18 protein-coding genes are annotated in these 20,286 nt (G+C 65.3%); 9 read left to right on the top strand and 9 right to left on the bottom strand.

The genetic code is table 11. The annotated features are described in order from the left end of the window. Positions 1–11: 11 nt before the first annotated feature. From pstC to LC083_RS11655, 6 genes are all read left to right on the top strand, one after another. Complete coding sequence (gene pstC / locus LC083_RS11680) at positions 12–1,397, top strand: phosphate ABC transporter permease subunit PstC (RefSeq protein WP_226700531.1); 1,386 nt, start codon at positions 12–14, stop codon at positions 1,395–1,397. Next, complete coding sequence (pstA, locus tag LC083_RS11675) at positions 1,390–2,640, top strand: phosphate ABC transporter permease PstA (RefSeq protein WP_160606673.1); 1,251 nt, start codon at positions 1,390–1,392, stop codon at positions 2,638–2,640. The genes pstC and pstA overlap by 8 nt, the downstream gene beginning before the upstream one ends. A 38-nt stretch (positions 2,641–2,678) precedes the next feature. Then, complete coding sequence (pstB, locus tag LC083_RS11670) at positions 2,679–3,425, top strand: phosphate ABC transporter ATP-binding protein PstB (protein ID WP_222553703.1); 747 nt, start codon at positions 2,679–2,681, stop codon at positions 3,423–3,425. Positions 3,426–3,439: 14 nt separating this feature from the next. Further along, on the top strand, positions 3,440–4,111 hold the full coding sequence (gene phoU / locus LC083_RS11665; RefSeq protein WP_160606669.1) for a phosphate signaling complex protein PhoU: 672 nt from the start codon (positions 3,440–3,442) through the stop codon (positions 4,109–4,111). 70 nt (positions 4,112–4,181) lie between these two features. Next, positions 4,182–4,871 (top strand): phosphate regulon transcriptional regulator PhoB, encoded by a 690-nt coding sequence (gene phoB, locus LC083_RS11660; protein WP_226700800.1) that lies wholly within the window; start codon positions 4,182–4,184, stop codon positions 4,869–4,871. Positions 4,872–4,881: 10 nt separating this feature from the next. Further along, the gene (locus LC083_RS11655; RefSeq protein WP_226700530.1) at positions 4,882–5,433 is read left to right on the top strand and encodes a hypothetical protein; all 552 of its coding nucleotides are present in this window, start codon (positions 4,882–4,884) and stop codon (positions 5,431–5,433) included. Between the two features lies 1 nt (position 5,434). Here the strand turns inward: LC083_RS11655 and LC083_RS11650 are convergent, their stop codons facing one another. The 5 genes from LC083_RS11650 to LC083_RS11630 are packed head-to-tail and all read right to left on the bottom strand — an operon-like array spanning position 5,435 to position 13,039. Beyond that, positions 5,435–6,160, bottom strand: a complete 726-nt coding sequence (locus LC083_RS11650) for an extensin family protein (RefSeq protein ID WP_226700529.1) — start codon at positions 6,158–6,160, stop codon at positions 5,435–5,437. Further along, the gene (locus LC083_RS11645) at positions 6,157–6,789 is read right to left on the bottom strand and encodes a LysE family translocator (protein ID WP_226700528.1); all 633 of its coding nucleotides are present in this window, start codon (positions 6,787–6,789) and stop codon (positions 6,157–6,159) included. Before LC083_RS11645 ends, LC083_RS11650 begins: the two co-directional genes overlap by 4 nt. A 25-nt stretch (positions 6,790–6,814) precedes the next feature. Next, entirely contained in the window at positions 6,815–10,354 is a 3,540-nt protein-coding gene (locus tag LC083_RS11640; RefSeq protein WP_226700527.1) for an error-prone DNA polymerase, read from the bottom strand. A gap of 4 nt (positions 10,355–10,358) precedes the next feature. Continuing rightward, a complete protein-coding gene (locus tag LC083_RS11635) occupies positions 10,359–11,798 on the bottom strand; it encodes a UdgX family uracil-DNA binding protein (protein ID WP_226700526.1) in 1,440 nt (479 codons plus the stop codon). Continuing rightward, positions 11,795–13,039: a putative DNA modification/repair radical SAM protein gene (locus LC083_RS11630; protein WP_226700525.1), complete on the bottom strand. Its 1,245-nt coding sequence runs from the start codon at positions 13,037–13,039 to the stop codon at positions 11,795–11,797. Before LC083_RS11630 ends, LC083_RS11635 begins: the two co-directional genes overlap by 4 nt. Before the next feature lie 267 nt (positions 13,040–13,306). Here LC083_RS11630 and LC083_RS11625 point away from each other — a divergent pair, with 267 nt between their 5' ends. Together LC083_RS11625 and LC083_RS11620 are read left to right on the top strand one after the other, a co-directional pair. Beyond that, entirely contained in the window at positions 13,307–13,705 is a 399-nt protein-coding gene (locus tag LC083_RS11625) for a PilZ domain-containing protein (RefSeq protein WP_222553603.1), read from the top strand. 57 nt (positions 13,706–13,762) lie between these two features. Beyond that, complete coding sequence (locus LC083_RS11620) at positions 13,763–14,071, top strand: hypothetical protein (RefSeq protein ID WP_226700524.1); 309 nt, start codon at positions 13,763–13,765, stop codon at positions 14,069–14,071. Here the strand turns inward: LC083_RS11620 and LC083_RS11615 are convergent. After that, positions 14,068–15,642, bottom strand: a complete 1,575-nt coding sequence (locus tag LC083_RS11615; protein WP_226700523.1) for a DNA polymerase Y family protein — start codon at positions 15,640–15,642, stop codon at positions 14,068–14,070. The genes LC083_RS11620 and LC083_RS11615 overlap by 4 nt on opposite strands. Next, the gene (locus tag LC083_RS11610; protein ID WP_226700522.1) at positions 15,639–16,421 is read right to left on the bottom strand and encodes a hypothetical protein; all 783 of its coding nucleotides are present in this window, start codon (positions 16,419–16,421) and stop codon (positions 15,639–15,641) included. Before LC083_RS11610 ends, LC083_RS11615 begins: the two co-directional genes overlap by 4 nt. 149 nt (positions 16,422–16,570) lie before the next feature. Here LC083_RS11610 and LC083_RS11605 point away from each other — a divergent pair, with 149 nt between their 5' ends. Further along, on the top strand, positions 16,571–17,056 hold the full coding sequence (locus LC083_RS11605) for a pyridoxamine 5'-phosphate oxidase family protein (RefSeq protein WP_226700521.1): 486 nt from the start codon (positions 16,571–16,573) through the stop codon (positions 17,054–17,056). Between the two features lie 60 nt (positions 17,057–17,116). Here LC083_RS11605 and LC083_RS11600 read toward each other — a convergent pair whose 3' ends face one another. After that, the gene (locus LC083_RS11600; protein ID WP_226700520.1) at positions 17,117–18,700 is read right to left on the bottom strand and encodes an amino acid permease; all 1,584 of its coding nucleotides are present in this window, start codon (positions 18,698–18,700) and stop codon (positions 17,117–17,119) included. 104 nt (positions 18,701–18,804) lie between these two features. Next, positions 18,805–20,235: a sodium-dependent transporter gene (locus LC083_RS11595; protein WP_226700519.1), complete on the bottom strand. Its 1,431-nt coding sequence runs from the start codon at positions 20,233–20,235 to the stop codon at positions 18,805–18,807. Between the last annotated feature and the right edge of the window lie 51 nt (positions 20,236–20,286).

Here is a 20,286-nt window from a genome sequence, read left to right as displayed (position 1 = left end):
CAACGCAAGCAATGTCGCCGACCATTCTGCTCCTCCTGGCCCTCGGGCTCGGGCTCGCCGGATGGTTGGCGGCTCGTGCTCGTGCGTGGACCTTCCGCAAGGCGAGCCCTGACGGGCGGCTCGCCAGCCTCCCCAGCTACCACGCATGGTACGTGGCGCTGTGGATCATCCTGCCCGTCCTGGTTTTCGTCGGGGCCTGGAGCGCGATCGCGCCCGGCCTCGTCACCCAGTCGGTGCTGGCATCGCCTGCCGCCGACCAGCTGCCCGCCTTCGGCTTCCAGCGCCAGACGATCCTGAACGAAGCGCGCGCGGTCGCGACCGGCGCATCGCAGGCGGTGTTCAACCCGCTGGCGAAGGAATTCGTCGAGCCTTACCGGCAGGCGCTCTCCTTCTACAACTGGATCGGCATCGCCGCGACGCTGGTCATCGCCTTCCTTGGCGGCGCATGGTCGTTCCTGCGCCTGAAGCCCGATTTCGCTGCCCGTACCCGGGTGGAGCGGATCGTCATGGCGATCCTGCTGGGTGCCTCGCTGGTCGCGATCCTTACGACCATCGGCATCTTCGTCAGCCTCATTTTTGAGACCATGCGCTTCTTCGGCATGGTCAACCCGCTCGACTTCCTGTTCGGCACCCACTGGGGTCCGGACCCGATGAGCAATCCGGACAACCCCGACAGCAGCCGCTACGGCGCGATCCCGCTGTTCTGGGGCACGCTGTTCATTGGTGCGATCATCGCCATGATCGTGGCCATCCCGCTCGGCTTGATGAGCGCGGTGTATCTGACGCAATACGCCGACCCGCGCCTGCGCGCCTGGATCAAGCCCACGCTCGAAATCCTCGCCGGTGTCCCGACCGTGGTCTACGGCTACTTCGCCGCGCTTACGATCGCCCCCGCCATACGCGATTTCGCGATCAGCCTTGGCGCGTCCAATCCCTCGAGCGAAAGCGCGCTGGCAGCCGGTCTCGTCATGGGCGTGATGATCATCCCGTTCGTATCCTCGATGGCCGACGATTCCATCGCCGCGGTCCCGCAGGCCATGCGTGACGGCAGCCTGGCGATGGGCGCGACCACCAACGAGACGATCCGCCGCGTGCTCGTGCCTGCCGCCCTGCCCGGCATCGTGGCCGGCGTCATGCTCGCCATCAGCCGCGCGATCGGCGAGACGATGATCGTCGTCATGGCCGCATCGACCGCCGCCAATCTCAGCGCCAATCCGCTCGATTCCATGACCACGGTGACGGTCCAGATCGTCGCCATGCTGACCGGCGAAGGCAGTTTCGACCATCCCGCGACGCTCAGCGCCTTTGCGCTCGGCTTCGTGCTGTTCATGGTGACGCTGGGGCTGAACTTCATCGCCCTGCGCGTCGTCAAGAGGTTCCGCGAAGCTTATGAGTGAGCATATCGCCCCCACGCGCACGCCCGAATTCGAGGCGCGCCTCAAGAAGCGTTACGCGGCAGAGCGCCGATTCCGCAGGCTCGGCCTGGCCGCGATCGTGTTCTCGGTCGCCGTGCTGGTCTACCTGCTCGGCACGATGACGCTGAACGGCATCGGCGGCTTCCAGCGCGCCGAACTCGAAGTGCCGATCGACTTCACGCAGGCCGGCATTTCCGCCGATCCCGCCACCATGGCCAGCGACGGGGCCGTGCAATCCCTCCAGGGACAGGGCCTGCCCGAAGTCGTGCAATTCTTCGCCGAGCAGTCGCTGGGCGACGAGGCGGCCGAACAGCTCGGTGCGCAGGCATGGCGCGATGTCGCCGACGCGATTGCCGCCGATCCGTCCATTCTCGACCGGCAGGAAACCTTCTGGCTTCCTGCCAGCGCCAGCCTTGCCAGCGGCTATGCCGGCGAAGGGTCGGAGCAGATGCAGGCGCTCGCACAGCAGCTCGATGAAGCGGGCAAGATCGACAAGAACTTCGACACCGGCTTCTTCGCCCGGTCGGATGCGACCAATCCGCAGCAGGCGGGTATCTGGGGCGCGCTCAAGGGCTCGTTCCTGACGATGATCGTGACCCTGCTGCTGGCCTTCCCCATCGGGGTGCTGGCCGCGCTCTACCTTGAGGAATACGCGCCGAAGAACCGCTGGACCGATCTCATCGAGCTGTCGATCAACAACCTTGCGGCGGTCCCGTCGATCATCTTCGGCCTGCTGGGCCTTGCGGTCTTCCTGACGCTGTTCCCGAACCTGCGATCCGCCCCCGTGATCGGCGGCATGACGCTGGCGCTGATGACCATGCCGGTCATCGTCATTGCCGGGCGCAACGCGATCAAGGCCGTCCCGCCGAGCATTCGTGACGGCGCTCTCGCCATCGGGGCCTCGCCGGTCCAGGTGGTTTTCCACCACGTCCTGCCGCTCGCCCTGCCCGGCATCCTTACCGGCACGATCATCGGCATGGCCCGCGCGCTGGGTGAAACCGCGCCGCTGCTGATGATCGGCATGCGCGCTTTCGTGGCGAGCCCGCCCGACAGCTTCACCTCGCCTGCCACGGTCCTGCCGATGCAGATCTTCCTCTGGTCCGACGAAATCGACCGCGGTTTCGTGGAACGGACCAGTGCGGCTATTATTGTCCTGTTGCTGTTCCTCCTGCTGATGAACGGCCTCGCCATCTACCTGCGCAACAAATTCGAGAAAAAGTGGTGACCGTAGTCCATCAAAACCTGGAAGATACCGACGCCAAGATGAGCGCGCGGAACGTCTCCGTTTTCTACGGCGACAAGAAGGCGATCGACGAGGTTTCGATCGACATTCCCACGCGCTACGTCACGGCCTTCATCGGCCCGTCGGGCTGCGGCAAGTCGACCTTCCTGCGCACGCTCAACCGCATGAACGACACGATCCCTTCGGCCCGCGTCGAAGGCGACATCATGCTCGACGGCGAGGACATCTACAAATCGGGCATGGACGTGGTGCAGCTGCGCGCCCGCGTCGGCATGGTCTTCCAGAAGCCCAACCCCTTCCCCAAGTCGATTTACGAGAACATCGCCTACGGTCCCAAGATCCACGGCCTTGCAGAAGGCAAGGACGAGCTGGACGCGGTGGTCGAGAAATCGCTGCGCCGCGCGGGCCTGTGGGAAGAGGTCAAGGACCGCCTGCAGGACAGCGGCACCGCCCTGTCCGGCGGCCAGCAGCAGCGCCTGTGCATCGCGCGCGCCATCGCCGTCGATCCCGAAGTCATCCTGATGGACGAACCGTGTTCGGCACTCGACCCGATCGCCACTGCCAAGATCGAGGAACTGATCGACGAACTGAATGGCCGATATGCTATCGTGATCGTTACCCACTCGATGCAGCAGGCCGCGCGCGTCAGCCAGCGGACGGCTTTCTTCCACCTCGGAAAGATGGTGGAATATGGTCGTACTTCTGACATATTCACCAATCCGCTCGAACAGCGGACCCAGGATTACATCACGGGCCGCTACGGATAAGGCTAGGTAAGAACATGCAAGAACATACCGTAAAAGCCTTCGACGAAGACATCACGCGCCTCCGCGGCTTGATCGCGGAAATGGGCGGTCTGGCCGAAGTCGCGATCCAGCAGGCGCTCGATGCGCTGGTGCGCGGTGACGACGACCTCGCCAAGAAAGTCGTCAAGGGCGACAAGAAGATCGACGCGCTCGAAAGCGAGATCGACAAGCTGGCCGTGCGAATCATCGCGCTGCGTGCGCCGATGGCGGACGATTTGCGCGAAGTCATCGCCGCACTCAAGATCGCCGGCGTGGTCGAGCGTATCGGCGACTATTCCAAGAACATCGCCAAGGCGAGCCGCGAGATCGGCGACAACCGCAAGAAGTTCGAACCGCTCACCCTGCTTCCCGCCATGGCCGAAGTTGCCAGCGAGATGGTCCACGACGTTCTGACCGCCTACGCCGCCCGCGACCCGGAACTGGCGAAGGAAGTCATCCTGGCGGACGAGAAGGTCGACGCCTTCTACAACTCGATCTTCCGCAACCTCGTCAGCCACATGGTCGAAAACCCCTCGATGATCTCCAGCGCTGCGCAGCTCCTGTTCGTCGCCCGCAATCTGGAACGCATCGGAGACCATGCGACAAACGTGGCCGAAATGGTCCATTTCGCCGCCACCGGACAATATCCGGTCGACGAGGATAACTGACATATTCCTGTAGCCTGAAGGTCATAGAGCCATGTCGAACGAGAAAAACCGCTCGCATGGAGACGCGAAGGTGCAGGTTGCAAAACTCCTGCTCGTAGAGGACGATCCCGCCCTTTCCGAGCTGCTCGAATACCGCTTTTCGAACGAAGGCTACGAGGTCCGCACAACGCCGGACGGCGACGAGGCGATCCTCCTTGCCAGCGAGGAAACGCCCGACCTCGTCATCCTCGACTGGATGATCGAAGGGACCAGCGGCATCGAAGTGTGCCGCCGCCTGCGCCGCGACAAGGCGACCGCGCACGTGCCGATCATCATGCTGACCGCGCGCGAGGCGGAAGACGACCGGGTCCGCGGCCTGGAAACGGGCGCGGACGATTACCTGACCAAGCCCTTCTCGCCGCGCGAGCTGCTGGCCCGCGTGGCGGCCGTCATGCGCCGTATCCGGCCCGTACTGGCAGGTGAAAGCATCGATGCAGGCGATCTGACGCTCGATCCCGTGGCGCACAAGGTCACCCGCCGCGGCAAGCAGCTCAAGCTCGGCCCGACCGAGTACCGGATGCTCAAGTTCTTCATCGAAAGCCCGGGCCGCGTGTTCAGCCGCAACCAGCTGCTCGACGGGGTCTGGGGCACCGAAAGCGACATCGAACTGCGCACGGTCGACGTGCACATCCGCCGCCTGCGCAAGGCGCTGGAGGTCGACGGCGCCAAGGACCCGATCCGCACCGTCCGCAGCGCTGGATATTCCTTCGAACCCGTCTAAAGCTGCGGAGATGGAATTCGTCGGCTACGCGTTCATTGCAATATTCGTCGGCGCATTATTGCTGGGCCGCCATTTCAAGGCGACGCGCGAGGCACGGGAAGCCGCCGAACTGGCGAAAGTGCCATCGAGGGCCTTGGACCTTCGCGTAAGTGGCTGGACGGCGAGCGAGCTGCGCAATGTCTTCGGTCGCTTTTCCAAGCTCTACGGCCTGCCGGAACCGCGGGTGACCGAAACTGCGAACGGCGTGTTTTCGGTGAAGTGGACCGACGGCCTTGTCCCCTCGCACATCCTCTTCGCGGTGAATTACGCCCACTATCCCGAAGGCCTTGACCTCGACGGGCGGCGCATCTGCGCGGCGGCGAAGGTATCGGCCGGCCATTTCGACGGCATCCCGGCCGGTCGCCCGGTGACGATTTTCGTGCCCGAGGACGATGACCGTTTCGACTGCGTCCATGCCGTGGATGATCGCGGCACGGCCTATCTCGGCGATTTCGGGCAGTCCGGTTTCGTGCAGACCGACCGGGCGCGCATGCGGCCCTGTGTGCAGGCTCTGTTCGTCTAGGTCACCGGCACAGCCCACCCCGCCGTGCACCCATGTCGAGGTGCAGATGGTCGGCATGGGCAGCATTGTAGTCGGGCGACAGGACGATGCCGAAAGCCTCGCAGGCGCCGTCGCGAACCGCGCGCAGGAAGCGGGCCTTGTCGCCCTCGCCCTGCCAGTCTCCCAGCACGCTGATCCGGGTTCCGTCGGTGAGGACGAAACCGGCAATGTCGATGGCATTGCCGGTCGCGTGCTGGCTCCACGGACCATCCTCGCGCCCGTAGAGGCGGCGGCAGGAGTAGGCGCCCAGATGCTCGATCCGCGCGATGCCGGCACCGAATATTTCCTGCGCGGCAGGCTCGAGCGCGTCGCGCTGCCATAGCTCCATCGCAATGGCGACCGGGCAAGTCGTAGGCGGCGTGTCGGGGCTGAGCGGATAGTCTGCAAGCTGCGTGCGGTCCTCGCGGCGGCACGCTCCCTCGCCTTCCGGTGGCAGGGCGGTAAATTCGATGCCGCTACGCTCGAGCACGGCGCGGCATTGGGGCACGTCGCCGGCAAGGGAGCGCAGCTTGGCCTCCGTCGCCCAGCCCACCGGATCATTGAGGTCTAGCGGGGCCCAGGGATCGTGTTGGGGATGCGCCGCAAGCCAGCTGCGTCCCGCCACGAACAGCGCTGCGGCGACCAGCAGCAGAATGACCCGCCGGTCGCCGATATACTTGCCGATGTGCCTCGATATGGTGAGCTTCAAACCTGCGTACCCATCAGATCGACCAGGATCAGTCCTGCGATCAGGATGAATACGATTCCGATGCCCCGATCGATCCACACGCGGGTCGCGGCGCGTTCCATGAAGCGCGCCAGGCGCTTGCCCGCCGCGATGTAGAGCCAGCCGATCACGAGGTCGGCGACCAGCGCGACCAGCGCCAGCACCACGATCTGCAGCGGCACGCTTTTCGCCGGATCCACGAAGGGCGGGATGATCGCGACCATGTAGACCAGCGACTTGGGATTGCCGATGGCGACCGCGATCCCGTCGCGAAAGGCGTGGCCGGATACCTGGCGGACCGGTTCCACTCCGTCCTCCCCCGCATGGAAGGAATGGCGGATCGCCTTCAGGCCGAGCCACGCGAGATAAAGCACGCCCGCGATCGCCAGCAGTCGGAAGGCGAGCGGATAGGTAGCGGCCAGCGCGCCGAGGCCCAGCGCGGCAAAGGCCCACCACACGAAATAGCCGATCTGCATGCCCATTAGCGCCGCCCAGCCCGAGCGCGGGCCCCGCCAGATCGCCTGGCTCATCACGAAGATCATGGACGGCCCCGGCACGATGCTGGTCGTGGCGGTTACGAGAAGGAATGCGAGGAGCGTTTCGAGACCCATTATGCCCGCGCCCCTAGCCGCAGCCTCAGTGGAAGTCGCGCGATTTCGGAATGATCCGCACGTCGCGCGGATGCCCCTGATGCCAGCCGCATTCGCGGTTGCCCGGCGGCGGTTCCTGCCACGGTTCGACCGGCTGGTAGGGATCGTCATGCCCCTCGCGCAGGTTGTCGCGCGGGTTGAACTTGTCCGGCAGCGGCGAGGAGACATGGTCGGCCCGTGCGAGCGGCGCGTTGAGCATGTCGTCGGACAGCCTGTGCAGCTGGTCAGTCGCATCGGTCATGTGATGCGCGATCACGTGGATCACCTCGTCATCATATTCGACGCGCCCGCGCACCTCCATCAGGCGCGAGCCCATGACCACGCGGCGCTGCTTTTCCTTCAGGTCCGGCCAGACGACGAGGTTGATGACGCCCGTCTCGTCCTCCAGCGTGATGAAGCACACGCCCTTGGCCGAACCCGGCCGCTGGCGGATCAGCACCACGCCCGCGACATGGACCATGGAGCGGAATTTGCGCGCCCTCAGATCGCAGGCACGCACGAAGCCACGTTCGGCAAGGCTGGCGCGCAGAAACGCCATCGGGTGCGCCTTCAGGCTGAGACGCGTGGTCTGGTAATCGGCCACCACTTCCTCGGACAAAGGCATCTGCGGCAGCGTGGTGCGGCGAACCTCCGCCCCCTCGTCGCGCGTGGCGGCAGCGGCGAACAGCGGCAGGTCCGCCCCGCCGACGAGGCTGCGCGCATCCCACAGGGCCTGCCTGCGCGACAGGTGCATCGAACCGAAGGCATCCGCGCTGGCGAGCCGTTCCACGTGGGCGGGACCGATCCGGGCACGGTCGCGCAGCGCACGCACGTCCTCGTAGGCGCCGTTCTCCTCGCGCTCGGCGACGAGTTGCGCGGCGACCGCTTCGGGCAGGCCGTCCACCTGCCTCAGGCCCAGCCGCAAAGCCACGTGCCGGTCGAGCCGGCCGCTGTCGCCCTGGCCGCCACTCGCCGCAGCGAGTTCTTCCAGCGTGCAGTCCCACTGCGACAGGTTCACATCCACCGGCAGCACGCGCACACCGTGTTCGGCCGCATCGCGCACGATCTGCGCGGGCGCATAGAAGCCCATGGGCTGCGAATTCAGGAGCGCGCAGGCGAAGGCCGCCGGGAAGTGGCATTTCAGCCAGCTCGACACGTAGACGAGATGCGCGAAGCTGGCCGCGTGGCTTTCGGGAAAGCCGTATTCGCCAAACCCCCGGATCTGGTTGAAGCAGCGCTGGGCGAAGTCGCGGTCATAGCCGCGCGCGACCATGCGTTCGACCATCATGTCCTGCAATTCGTCCACCATGCCGCGACTGCGGAAGGTCGCCATGGCCTTCCTCAGCCGGTTCGCCTCTTTCGAGGAGAACTTCGCCGCATCGAGCGCGATCTTCATCGCCTGTTCCTGGAAGATCGGCACGCCCAGCGTGCGCTCGAGAATGATGGACAGCTCGTCCGGCGGGCCGTGCTGCGGCGACGGCGCGGGTATCACCACCTGTTCCGCCCCGCGCCTGCGTTTCAGATAGGGGTGGACCATGTCGCCCTGGATCGGACCCGGGCGCACGATGGCGACCTGGATGACGAGGTCGTAGAATTCGCGCGGCCGCAGTCTCGGCAGCATGTTCATCTGCGCCCGGCTTTCGACCTGGAACACGCCGAGCGAATCCCCCTTGCGCAGCATGGCATAGGTTTCCGGGTCCTCGCGCGGGACCGAGGCGAGCGTCAGCGTGCGGCCGTGATGGTCGTCGAGCAGGTCGAGGCACTTGCGGATGCAGGTCAGCATGCCCAGCGCCAGCACGTCGACCTTGAGGATGCCCAGCGCCTCGATATCGTCCTTGTCCCATTCGATGAAACTGCGATCGGGCATGGCGCCATTGCCGACCGGCACCGTTTCGGTCAGCGCGCCTTCGGTGAGGATGAACCCGCCGACATGCTGCGACAAATGACGCGGTATTCCAATCATTTGCTCGGTCAGTTTGAGAACGCGCCTGAGATGCGGATCGGTCACGTCCATGCCTGTTTCGGCAGCGTGTTTCTCGCTGATCTCGCGGCCCCAGCCGCCCCACACCGTCTTGGCGAGCGCGGCGGTCACGTCCTCGCTCAGCCCCATCGCCTTGCCCACTTCGCGGATCGCCATGCGCGGGCGGTAATGGATGACAGTGGCGCACAGCCCGGCGCGGTGGCGGCCATACTTGCGGTAGAGATACTGGATCACTTCCTCGCGCCGCTCGTGCTCGAAATCGACGTCGATATCGGGCGGCTCCTTGCGGTCTTCGGAGATGAAGCGGTCGAACAGCAGCTGGTGCTGCGCCGGATCGACACTGGTGATGCCGAGGCAGTAGCAAACGGCCGAATTGGCCGCGCTGCCGCGCCCCTGGCACAGGATCGGCGGGTCGACCTTCTCGCGCGCGAAATCGACGATGTCCTTGATGGTCAGGAAATAGCGCGCCAGCTCCATCTTGCCGATCAGCGCCAGTTCCTTGTGCAAGGTTTCCGCCACGCTTTCGGGAATACCCGCGGGATAGCGCCATTCGGCTCCTTTCCACGTCTCGGAGACGAGATAGTCCTGCGGCTCGACCCCGCCGGGATAGAGCTCTTCGGGATATTCGTATTTCAGCTCGTCGAGGCTGAAATTGCAGGCATCGGCCACTTCGCGCGCAGCCGCGATGGCGTGCGGCCAGCGCTCGAACAGGCGGACCATGGTCGCAGGCGGCTTGAGGTAACGCTCCGCATTGCCGTGGAGCAGGTGCCCTGCGGCCGCGACAGTGGTCTTGTGCCGGATCGCGGTCATCACGTCCTGCAACGGGCGCCTTTCCGGCCCCGCGTAGTGCACGTCGTTCGTGGCGAGGATCGACAGGCCGTTCGCCTTCGCCAGCGCGTCGAGCTGCTCGATCCGGGCGATATCGCTGTCGGTGTAGAGATAGGCCGCCGCGATATGGCGCAAACTGGGCAGTCCGGCGGCAAGCTGCGGCACGATATCGGCAAAGGGCGCGGCAAGGTGCTCCTGCAGCTTCTCTCCCGCCAGCCCGACGACATTCCCGGCCCATGCAGGCACGGTGTATTCCTGCGCCAGATCGCGCGGGGGCACGAGGATCAGCTGAACGCCCTCTGCATGGCGGGCGAGCATGGAGAGCGAGATGTGGCACTCCCCCTTCTCCTGCCATTCGCCGTCCAGCGTGCGCATCCGCCCAGCCGAGATCAGGCGGCAGAGCCGGCCATAGGCCGCGCGGTCCTTCGGATAGGCGAGGAAAGCCAACCCTTCGACCGTTTCGATCCGGCAGCCGATGCAGGGCTTCAGCTTGAGCGTTGCCGCCTCGGTATGGACGCGCACCACGCCGGCCATGGTGTTGGCATCGGCAATCCCGATCGCGTCGTAGCCCAGCGCGCGGGCTTTGAGCACGAGGTCCACCGCATCCGATGCCCCGCGCAGGAAGCTGAAACAGGACACGATGCCGAGTTCGACGAAGGCGCTGCGCGGCGGCGCGTCTATCGAGGCAGGATCGATCTCGATCGTGCGCTTGGGAATCTGGAGCTCGCTTTCGGGCATGGGCTCACCCCGCCAGCTCCGCCAGCCGCGCCTTCACCGCGGCAAGGTCGGCATCGAACAGCCGCGCCTGTTCCTCGCGCGCAGGGCCTTCGAGGCGCAGGAGATAGGACGGGTGCGCGGTGACCCACAGCTCACTGCCGTCTTCCAGCGGGATCGGCGTGCCGCGCACCTTGGAGATGCTGACCGTCTTGCCCAGCAGGCCGCGCGCCGCGCTGGCACCCATGGCGAGCACCAGCTTGGGCTGCACGATCGCCCGCTCGCTCTCGATCCACCAGCGACAGGTGTCGATTTCCTTCGCGCCCGGGTTCTGGTGCAGCCGCCGCTTGCCGCGCTGCACATATTTGAAATGCTTCACCGCATTGGTGAGATAGGCCGCGCGCCGGTCGATCCCGGCCTTTTCGAGATGCACGTCGAGCAATTGCCCTGCCGGACCCACGAAGGGGCGGCCCTGCATATCCTCGTTGTCGCCGGGCTGTTCGCCGACGATCATCAGGGCGGCATCCTGCGGCCCCTCCCCCATCACCGCTGTGTTGTCGAGCGCGCCTATAGGGCACTTGCGGCAGGCGTGGATCGCCTTGTCGATCGCGGCCAGCGTGTCGGGCCGCTCCTCGAACTCGAGCGCGCCCTTCTCCACCATGCTGGCCTCGCGCCCCTGTGCGCCCGCGATCAGGTCCGGGATGAGCGATGCCTCGGGCATGTTCTTCCAGTACTTCTTGGGCATTTCCTTCAGCATGGCCCCGATTTTCAGCCGCGCAGGATTGAAGATGGAGGCGTAATAGGTGCGCCAGAGGTCCTCCATCGGGTCGCCGCCGGGGGCATCGTGCCGTTCGGCTGGCGGGCCTTCCGCCATCGTCTCGCCATCCCAGTGGAGGCTGCCGCGAGGGGTCAGGATCGACCAGCGCATGTTCGAAAAGCGGCGCATGAAGAAGCCCGCATTGGCTCGCAGGATGTGATGCTCCGGCTCGAACCAGGCGACGTAGTGTTCGCCTTCCTCTTCATCCTCGCTCTCGACCAGCCGGAAGCGGACGAAGGCGTGCATCTTGTGGCTGTCGCGGCGCACGTTCTTGTCGAGTTCCTCCACCCGCCGCACGTCGAGGTCGGCCTTGTCCTCCATCATCCGCGGATTGGACTGGAGCCGCCACAGCAGGCGGTAGAGCAGCGCGAAACGCTCGGGATCGGAATGGAGAATGGCGTTCTTTGCAAGGCTCACGAAGCGGCGGTTGGCGCGTACCGGCCTTGCGTCCATCGGCGGCACGGGCATGCGGCGCTCGCCATGCGCGAAGAGGTCCCCGCTCCCGCCCGGTTCGATCCAGGCGATCCGGTCGGGCGGCACATCGCACTGGACAAGCGCGCGCGCCCGCTCGCGCCAGAAGTCGAAATCGTCCGGCTCGGGCAGGTTGACCACGTAATAGGTGCCGAGCCTGACATGCTGGAGGGCAGTCATGCGGCAAACAGCTCCAGTTGCTCGGCCTTCGGCGCGAGCAGGCTCCTGAGGTCGGCCCGGTCGGTCAGCATGACGGGGCGCCAGTCCACCGTGCAGATGAAGGGGCGCACCTTGGTGATCGACTGGGTGAGCAACGCCACGTCGTCGAGCCGCAGCGCGCGGTGGCGGCGGCTGGCGAGGATCTTGCCCACCGCCTTCACGCCGAGGCCGGGCACGCGCAGCAATTGCTCCTTGGTGGACCGGTTCACGTCGACCGGAAATTGCTCTCGGAATTTCAGCGCCCAGGCGAGCTTGGGATCGATGTCGAGCGGCAGGTTCCCGTCCGCCTCGGTCGCCTGCATCACCTCGGCCGGCTTGTAGCCATAGAACCGCATCAGCCAGTCGGACTGGTAGAGCCGGTGTTCGCGGATGAGCGGCGGACGCTTCAGCGGCAGAACCGCGCTGGCATCGGGAATGGGCGAGAAGGCGCTGTAGTAAACCCGGCGCAGGCGGAAATTGTCGTACAGCCGGCTGGCCTTGCCCACGATGTCGGCATCGGTCGCGGCATCGGCGCCGACGATCATCTGAGTCGACTGGCCGGCGGGTGCGAAGCGCGGTGCGTGCTTGAACCTTTTGTGCGCGTCTTTCGCCTCCGCAAGATCGGCCTTCACCTTGCCCATCGCACCTTCGATCTGCCGCGCGTCCTTGTCCGGCGCGAGGCGGGTGAGGCCGCTGTCGGTCGGCAGTTCGACATTGATCGAGACACGGTCGGCATAGAGCCCGGCCTGGTGGACGATCTCCGCATCCGCTTCGGGAATGGTCTTGAGGTGAATGTAGCCGCGGAAATCATGCTCTTCGCGCAGGATGCGCGCGACCTCGACGATCTGTTCCATCGTGTGGTTCGAGTTCTTCACGATGCCGGAGGAGAGGAACAGCCCCTCGATATAATTGCGGCGGTAGAAGGCGAGCGTCAGGTCCACCACTTCCTGCGGCGTAAACCGCGCCCGCGCCACGTTCGAGCTCTTGCGATTGACGCAGTAATGGCAGTCGAACACGCAATGGTTGGTCAGCAGTATCTTGAACAGGCTGATACAGCGGCCGTCGGGCGCGTAGGCATGGCAGATACCCATTCCTTCGGTCGAACCGATCCCCTTTCCGCCCAGGCTGTTCTTCTTCGCCGTGCCGGACGACGCGCAGGAGGCATCGTATTTCGCCGCATCGGCGAGGATTTCCAGCTTCTGGAGGATCGTCTGCTGAGCCATATGTTCTTTATATGTTCCACGACCGGATTCGCCAATGTCAAAAGATGCAGGCGAGGCATTTTCGAAAGCTCGCCGAAGCAACACGCCGACTGCGCCCCGCTTGAGTCGTCCCCGCAGCAGGACGAACCAGGTCCTGCGGCCATCCGGCATGCGGATGAACAAGACAATGTGCGCCTCACCCAACCCTAACAGCCCGGTAAGCATGAGCCGAAGGGCAGAATTCACCCTTCTTGCGCCAAGAGGATACTCCAAGGGGAGAAATGGCGCGTGGGGCTTTTCCGCAGGAACCAGGTCGCAAAACCGCAGGACCGGCGCGTTGCGACGCGATACAGCGTCGACTGTGCGGCAACGCTCAAGATGCTGGGCGGCGACCGTCACGGCCGGCTTTCGGATTTGTCCGAAGCCGGGGCGCGCCTCGACACCCCCAATCCCCCTAGCGAAGGCGTTTCAGGGCTGCTTTCGTGGAACGGGCACGAGCATTTCGGCAAGGTGGTCTGGGCCAACGAGCGTAGCTGCGGCCTCGTGTTCGAACGCCCTCTTCCTCAATCGGTCATCGACCAGACGGTCGACACGGTCGAGGCCCCATCGGGTCCGGTCGCGAATTTCGGCAATATCCCTCTCGGGCAGCGGCGTTCGCGCCGTGCGAGCCTCGTTTCAGAAGGCTGAGGGTTCAGGCACTGGCAATCTCGCCTGCGCGAAAGGCATAGGGACTGGAGATTGCCCATGCGCGCCGCATACCTGATGACTGCCCTTGCCCTTTCAGCCACCCCTGCCCTGGCGCAGGATGAGGAAGCACAGGCCGACGCGCCGAGCGAAGTTTCTGCAAAATGCGTTGCGCCACAAACGGTCGTACCGCCTTTCAACAATACACCCGAGGCGATGGAGCAGTCGCGCGTTGCCGCCACGATCGTGGCCGGCGACAGCGTTTGCAAGGGCAGCGCGCTGACGCCCGAACTCTCCGAAATCCAGCACGGACCCGAAGAGCCGGTCGTGCCGGAAGAAGGCGCCGAAGAACCGGCCGAACCCGCCTAGGCGCACAGACCCTGCAGGTACCAGTCGGGCGCCCCGCCGCGGCCGTCGCCCACGATGCCGAGGCGATAGATCCAGTAACGGCGTCCGCGATCGTCCTCGATCCGGTAGTAGTCCCGCAGCCTCGTCCCCCCGCGTTCGCGCCACCATTCCGGAGCGATGCGTTCCGGGCCTTCGACCCGCGCCACCTCGTGCACTTCCCCACGCCAGCGAAAGCGCCGCGGGTACCCGTCAGGGGTGGCGTAGAGCACCGCGATCCTTTCAGGATTGTCTAGCAGTTTCAAAGGCCTTCTGTGGAAAGCCAACTCACCTTGTGAAGTCGGTTCGGGCTCGAGCGGGGGCTGCCAGCGTTGCGCGCGCTCGGGGATGTGGCTGGCAAACGGAACCGGCCGCGTAACCGCTTCCCTGCCGAGGCGTACCGTCAACCGGTCGATGCAGGCCGCCAGCGAAGTGCCGTGCGTTTCTGCCGCAGCCTCGATATCGCCCTGCTCCAGCGCCAGCGGCTCCGCCCAGCTGGCGCGCAGGCGCAGCATCTCGATACCGAACCCTGCATCCACATCGTCGAGCCGCGCCGCGAAGAGCCGGCAGATATGCGCCGCCTCGCGGGTGGCGGCAGCCATTTCGAGACGGCGCACCACCACCTCTCCGTCGACCCGCCACATTCCCAGCTCCAGTCTGCGCGCGCCTTCGCCCCGCGCTTCCAGTTCGCGCGCCATGTCACCGGCGAGATCGCCCACCACCTGGTCCAGCAGCTGGCGATGGCGGATCGGCTCCATCAGGCGGCGCTGGACCAGCGGCATGTGCTGCGGGACCACCGGCAACAGCGGCTCGGGCACCCTGCCGAGGATCTGGTCGAGCCGGATGAGCGGGTTGGCGGCAGGCGACTTGCGGTTGCGGAACCGCCGCTGGATCGCATCGCGGCCGATCGTGGCCAGCTCTCCGAGCCGCTTGAGGCCGAGGCGGCGCAGCACGGTAAGCACGTCGTCGTCGAGGCGCAGCGCGGCGACAGGCAGGTCGGCAAGCCTCGCTTCGGCATCGTCCTGCGCAGCCAGGATCGCGCCGGGCGGGCCGTAATGCGACAGCGCCCATGCCGCCCCCGCCGTCGGCGCGATGGCACAGCGCAGCGTCAGTTCGCGGCGCGCGAAGGTTTCTGCCACATCGGCCAACAGCCTGCCTTCCCCGCCGAACAGGTGCGGCACGGCCGTCACGTCGACCAGCAGGCTGTCGGGCGCGTCCATCGCCGACCACGGACCCCAGCGCTGCGCCCAGATCGCCAGCTTTTCGAGAAAGGCGAGATCGCCTGCCGGATCGCTCGGCGCGGTAGCGATGTCAGGGCACAGCGTGCGCGCATCGGCCAGCATCATGCCCCGGCATGCGCCTGCCGCCATGCCCGACCGGTTGGCTGCCTCGATCCGCGGCCCGTGGGCGGTATCGGCGATGAGCACGAGCGGCTTGTCGTCGAGCGCGCGACGCTCGCCGGAACCACCCAGTCGCCAGCGATCCATCGCCATGGCAGGCATCCAGATGGACAGGATGCGGCGCGGGCGCGCGGCATCCGGCAGGAGCGCGCTCATGCCCGCCGGGGCGCGCGGCGATGTTGCAGCCCGGCCGCCCAGTTCGCGACCGCGCGGTCGGTTTCGGAGCTAGCCTTGTCCGCCCTGAGGGTCTTCCCGCCCTCCTCCAGCACCCATTCGCCCGGCGCATGGCTGCGCGCCCGGAAGAGTTCGGCACGCCATGCCGGATCGCCCGGAGCCTGCGCGTTCCAGCGTGGCGGGGCGGACGGCGCGCTGGTGGCTTCCCAGCGCATCCGCGCCGAAGACAGGTCGCGCGCGGCATCGAGCCGGACGAGGAACAGCGGCACACCGTGCCTCTCGCTCGCCAGGGTCAGCCGGCGCGAGGCGGTGAAATCCAGCGCCTTCGCATTCCCCGGGATTTCACCGATCACGAAGGCGAGATCGCGGCAGCGCAGCCCCTCCTCCAGCGCGAAGAGGGCATCCTCTACCTTCTCTGCCAGCACGTGGATCACACGGCCCTGCAGGTCCGCCGGGAGCCCTGCGCGACAGGGCCTGCCACCAAGACGCGCCGCCTCGCGCGTCTGGACCCACAGCACACTGCGCCGGTCCTCCGCCTCGCAGCCGCATTCACGCGGGACATGCCGCCAGTCGTCGAGCGCCAGGGCAAGCGCCACCCCCACCCCTGCGGCTTCGCGCGAAAGGCCGAAAACCTCGTTGTGGAGCGCCGGCCCCTGCACTGCCGCCAGTCCCGGACGCCAGCGCGCGCTGCGACGCGCGGACAGCGCGGCAACGTCTTCGAAGGCCGTGATCGGCAAGGAGGAAAGGGCGGCATCGGGCATGGGGAATCGACTCGTTTGTTCGCATTATGTTCCATACAACAGAGATTCGCAATTCGTCTGTGCGGTGCCCCGCTCCGGCGCAGTCGCAGGAACGCGCAAGCCGCTCCAAGCGTAGGAAAACCAAACGCAATCATCAAAAGGGCAAGATCATGAAATACTCGAAAGGCAACCCCGACGCGCTCAAGGAGAAGTTCTGGCACGCCATGGCGGACTCGCCGTTCCTCTTCCTCGAACTCGAGGGCCAGTCGAACACTTCGGTGCCGATGACCGCCCAGCTCGACAAGGATGCGAACAGTGCGATCTGGTTCTTCACGCAGAAGAACAGCACGTTCGCCAAGCTCGGCAAGGTGAAGGCGAGCTTCGCCGGCAAGGATCACGACATGTTTGCGCGCTTCGATGGCACGCTGGCGGTCGAGACCAGCCAGGAGCGTTTCGACCAGTTCTGGAACAACTTCGTCGAGGCCTGGTACGACGGCGGCAAGGACGATCCGGACATCCTCTTCCTGCGCATGGACCTGGGCCAGGCGGAAATCTGGAGCGGTGACCTCGGCCTGCTCAACACTGCCAAGATGGCGCTGGGCATGACCGTCCACGAAGAGGCGGAAGAACGCCACGTGGAGAGCGTCGACCTCTAAGCCGCGTCGACTGCACAATGAAAAAGGGCCGCTCCAATGGGGCGGCCCTTTCTTTTTGCCTTAGTCCCGCGGCTTGTCGGGATGGATGGGGATCATCGTTTCCTCGCCCGCGACATCATCGACAACTTCGACAATACCGCGCCCGAGGTGGCTGTTCCCGCGGCTATAGACGAAATAGATGACCAGCCCGATCGCGGTCCAGATCGGCAGCACAAGCATCGCTTCGAACGGCAGGTTCAGGAAAAGGAAGGCGCAACCGAGGATAGTCGCCGGCCCAACCAGCCACAGCGCCGGCGTGCGGAAATCACGCTTGCGATCCGGATCGGACTTGCGGAGCAGCATGACCGCGACCGCCACCATCAGGAAGGCGTAGAGCGTTCCTGCGTTGGCGATGTCGGCCAGCTGCCCCACCGGGAAGAACGCGGCGGCAACCGCCACGATCGCGCCGGTGATGGCGGTGACGACATAGGGCGTCTTCCATTTCGGATGCACCTTGGACAGGCCTTCAGGCAGAAGACCGTCGCGGCTCATCACGAAGAAGATGCGCGTCTGCGCGAAAAGCAGCACGAGGATGACCGAAGGCAGCGCGAGGAAAGCCGCGATACCCAGCATGTTGCCGATGCCCGAGAAGCCGATCTGGCGCAGCACGTGGGCCAGCGCTTCGTCCGAGCACACCAGCGCGCTCGAATAGGCAGGCAGGGCGCACTGGCGTGCCAGTTCTTCCGACCCTGCGGGGAAGGGAATGCCGTTCGGCCCCATGATCGGCTGGCCGCCGATCGTTCCGATCGCACCTGCCGCCACGAGGATGTAGAACACGGTGCAGAACAGCAGCGAACCGACGAGGCCGATGGGCACGTTGCGCTGCGGGTTCTTCGTTTCCTCGGCCGCGGTCGAAACCGCATCGAAGCCCACATAGGCGAAAAAGATCGTCGCCGCGGCACCGACCGCGCCCACACCCGTCCCGAAGCCTCCGAAAACGCCGGCAGGCAGGAAGGGGTTGAACTGGTCGGGATCGAAATAGGCGCTGGTCAGCGTCAGGCCGATGAAGGCGGTGAGCGCGGTCACCTTGATGGCGACGAGCACGGCATTTACCTTGGCGCTTTCGCTGGTGCCGATCATCAGTAGCCAGGTAACCAGCAGGGCGATGACGAGCGCGGGCAGGTTGATGAAACCGCCCTCTGCCCCGCCCAGCGCCAGCGGCCCGGCCGACAGCCATTGGGGCAGGTATATGCCCATGAATTCATTAAGGATGGTCCCCGTGAAATAGCCCGACCAACCGACCGACACGGCCGATGCGGCGATGGCATATTCGAGGATCAGCGCCCAGCCGACGGTCCAGGCGAGGAATTCGCCCATCGTGGCATAGCTGTAGGTATAGGCGGAACCCGCGACCGGGATCATGGCGGCGATCTCAGCGTAGCAGAGCGCAGCGACGATACAGACAGCGCCCGCGATAACGAAGGCCAGCATCAGGCCCGGACCTGCTTTCTGCGCACCGGCGGCAGTCAGCACGAAAATACCGGTGCCGATGATGCAGCCGATACCGAACAGCATGAGTTGAAGGGCACCGAGCGAGCGGTGCAGCGATTTCTTTTGCGCGGTCGCCAAGATGGCGTCGAGCGGCTTTACTCTATCGAGGATCATTTCAGGCGAAGGCCTCCACGGGCCCGCCTCGGGACCCTCCCGCTCCGCCAGCCCGAAGCGCGCTAATTACGCGCGAACTACGGACTGGAAAAGCGGCAAATATGTCAGGCCCCCAGAATCGATGGGAAAAGCCCCGTCACGAGGATGATCGTGACTGCCAGCGGGCACAGCCAGGCAATCAGGAAACGCCACAGACCGAACATGGCAGGTGACAGGCCGGTCGTCGTGCGCAGCAAACTGGCATCCGCCTTCCACCCGACGAAAAGCGAGGTGAACAGCGCGCCGAGCGGCAGCATGACCTTGCCCGTAAACCCGTCGACCGTGTCGAGGATGTCGGTGTTCTCGAACAGCGACCAGAAGCCCAGCGGGCGCACATCGGCCCAGACATTGTAACCTAGCAGGCAGGCGATCCCGATGAGGAAGGCCCCGCCGCCGAAGATCGCCGACGACTTCGGACGGCTCCAGCCACGCTCCCCGATGCCCCATGCCGTGGGCACTTCCAGCAGCGAGATCGAGCTGGTGACGGCCGCCACGAGGATAAGGATGAAGAAGAGGAACCCGAACAATGCGCCGCCCGGCATGGTCTGGAAGGCGAAGGGAAGCGTCTGGAACACAAGCGTCGGCCCGGCCGCGGGATCGAGTCCGACCGCGAAAACGATCGGGAAGATCATCAGGCCCGCAAGGATGGCCACGCCGGTATCGGCAAACGCGATCATCGCGGACGTCGCGCCCAGACCGCTGTTTTCCTTGATGTAGGAACCGTAGGTGATGAGTCCTGCAACGCCGAGCGAAAGCGAGAACAGCGCCTGCCCAAGCGCCGAATTCATGACCTGCGGGGTCAGCTTCGACCAGTCGGGCGTAAACAGGAAGGCCACTGCATCTCCGATATCGCCCTCGATCGCTCCGTAGATCACGAGCCCCAGCAGGAGCACGAAGAACGCCGGCATCAGGTAGGTCGCAGCCTTCTCGATCCCCGAACTGACCCCGCGCGCCACGATGTAGAAGGTCAGCCCCATGAAGGCGAAATGCATGGCAAGCAGCAGGCCGGGACTGGCGAACATGTCCCCGAGCCGCTGCTGGATCTGTTCCTGGCTCTCTCCGGCAAGGGCGCCGCGGAACGGATCGCCGGACATGATGGCCTGAAGGAAATCCCAGCCCATCACGCCTGCGTAATAGAGCACCCAGCCAGCGACGACCGAATAGAACGACACGATAAGGAATGCCGCGATCGCCCCGATCCCGCCGAAAATGGACCAGCTCGGCGAGGCGCCCGACTGAACGGCTACCTTGCGGATCGAACCGACGGCATCGGTCTGGCCGACACGCCCGACGAATATCTCGGACAGCACCAGCGGCAGACCCAGCAGAAACACGCAGCCGATGTAGAAAATGACGAAGGCGCCGCCGCCGCTTTCACCGGCCAGAGTCGGAAAGCGCCAGATGTTGCCGAGCCCGACTGCCGCGCCGACCGCGGCAAGAATGAATGCGCTACGCGAGGACCAGCCCTCGCCCGTAGTTTGAGAAGTCGCGACCATTTGTCGTCCTAATCCCTTGTTTCCTGCAGCGCTCCCGGTCGCCGCTCCTCG

This window comes from Qipengyuania gaetbuli (assembly GCF_020524765.1).
Classification (GTDB): Bacteria; Pseudomonadota; Alphaproteobacteria; order Sphingomonadales; family Sphingomonadaceae; genus Qipengyuania; species Qipengyuania gaetbuli_A.
This window is presented reverse-complemented; position numbering and strand designations above follow the sequence as displayed.